Genomic DNA, 849 nt, shown 5'->3' with positions numbered 1-849 from the left:
AACAACAAGATCAAGGCCATTTCTTTCGTCGGCTCCACCCCCATCGCGCAATACGTCTACTCCACCGGAACGGCACACGGCAAACGCGTGCAGGCCCTCGGCGGCGCGAAGAACCACGCCATCGTCCTACCCGACGCCGACCTCGACCTCGCCGCCGACGCAATGGTCAACGCCGGCTTCGGCAGCGCAGGCGAACGCTGCATGGCCATCTCCGCCCTCGTCGCCGTCGGCGACATCGCCGACACCCTCGTCGCCAAGATCACCGAACGCACCACACCACTGGTCACCGGCGACGGCACCACCGGCTCCGACATGGGACCACTGGTCACCAAAGCCCACCGCGACAAGGTCGCCTCCTACGTCGACGCCGGCGAGAAAGACGGCGCCACCATCGTCGTCGACGGCCGCGGTGTCACAGCAGACGGCGAAGCAGATGGTTTCTGGCTCGGACCGACGCTGATCGACAACGTCACCACCGACATGAGCATCTACACCGACGAGATCTTCGGACCTGTCCTGTCCGTCGTACGGGTCGACACCTACGACCAAGCCCTCCAACTGATCAACGACAACCCCTACGGCAACGGCACCGCCATCTTCACCAACGACGGCGGCGCAGCACGCAGGTTCCAGAACGAAGTCGAAGTAGGCATGGTCGGCATCAACGTCCCGATTCCAGTTCCCATGGCGTACTACAGCTTCGGCGGCTGGAAGAACTCCCTCTTCGGCGACACCCACGCCCACGGCACCGAAGGCGTCCACTTCTTCACCCGCGGTAAAGCCGTCACCAGCCGCTGGCTCGACCCCAGCCACGGCGGTATCAACCTCGGCTTCCCCGAAAACAGCTGA

Annotated in this window: 1 protein-coding gene; it reads left to right on the top strand. The window is 64.1% G+C overall.

The window, feature by feature from the left end; all coding sequences use genetic code 11:
* The coding region (locus A2J03_RS26750) for an aldehyde dehydrogenase family protein (RefSeq protein WP_156520606.1) at positions 1-849 on the top strand (849 nt) is incomplete at its 5' end.

The organism is Rhodococcus sp. EPR-157, assembly GCF_001647195.1.
GTDB lineage: Bacteria > Actinomycetota > Actinomycetes > Mycobacteriales > Mycobacteriaceae > Rhodococcoides.
This window is presented reverse-complemented; position numbering and strand designations above follow the sequence as displayed.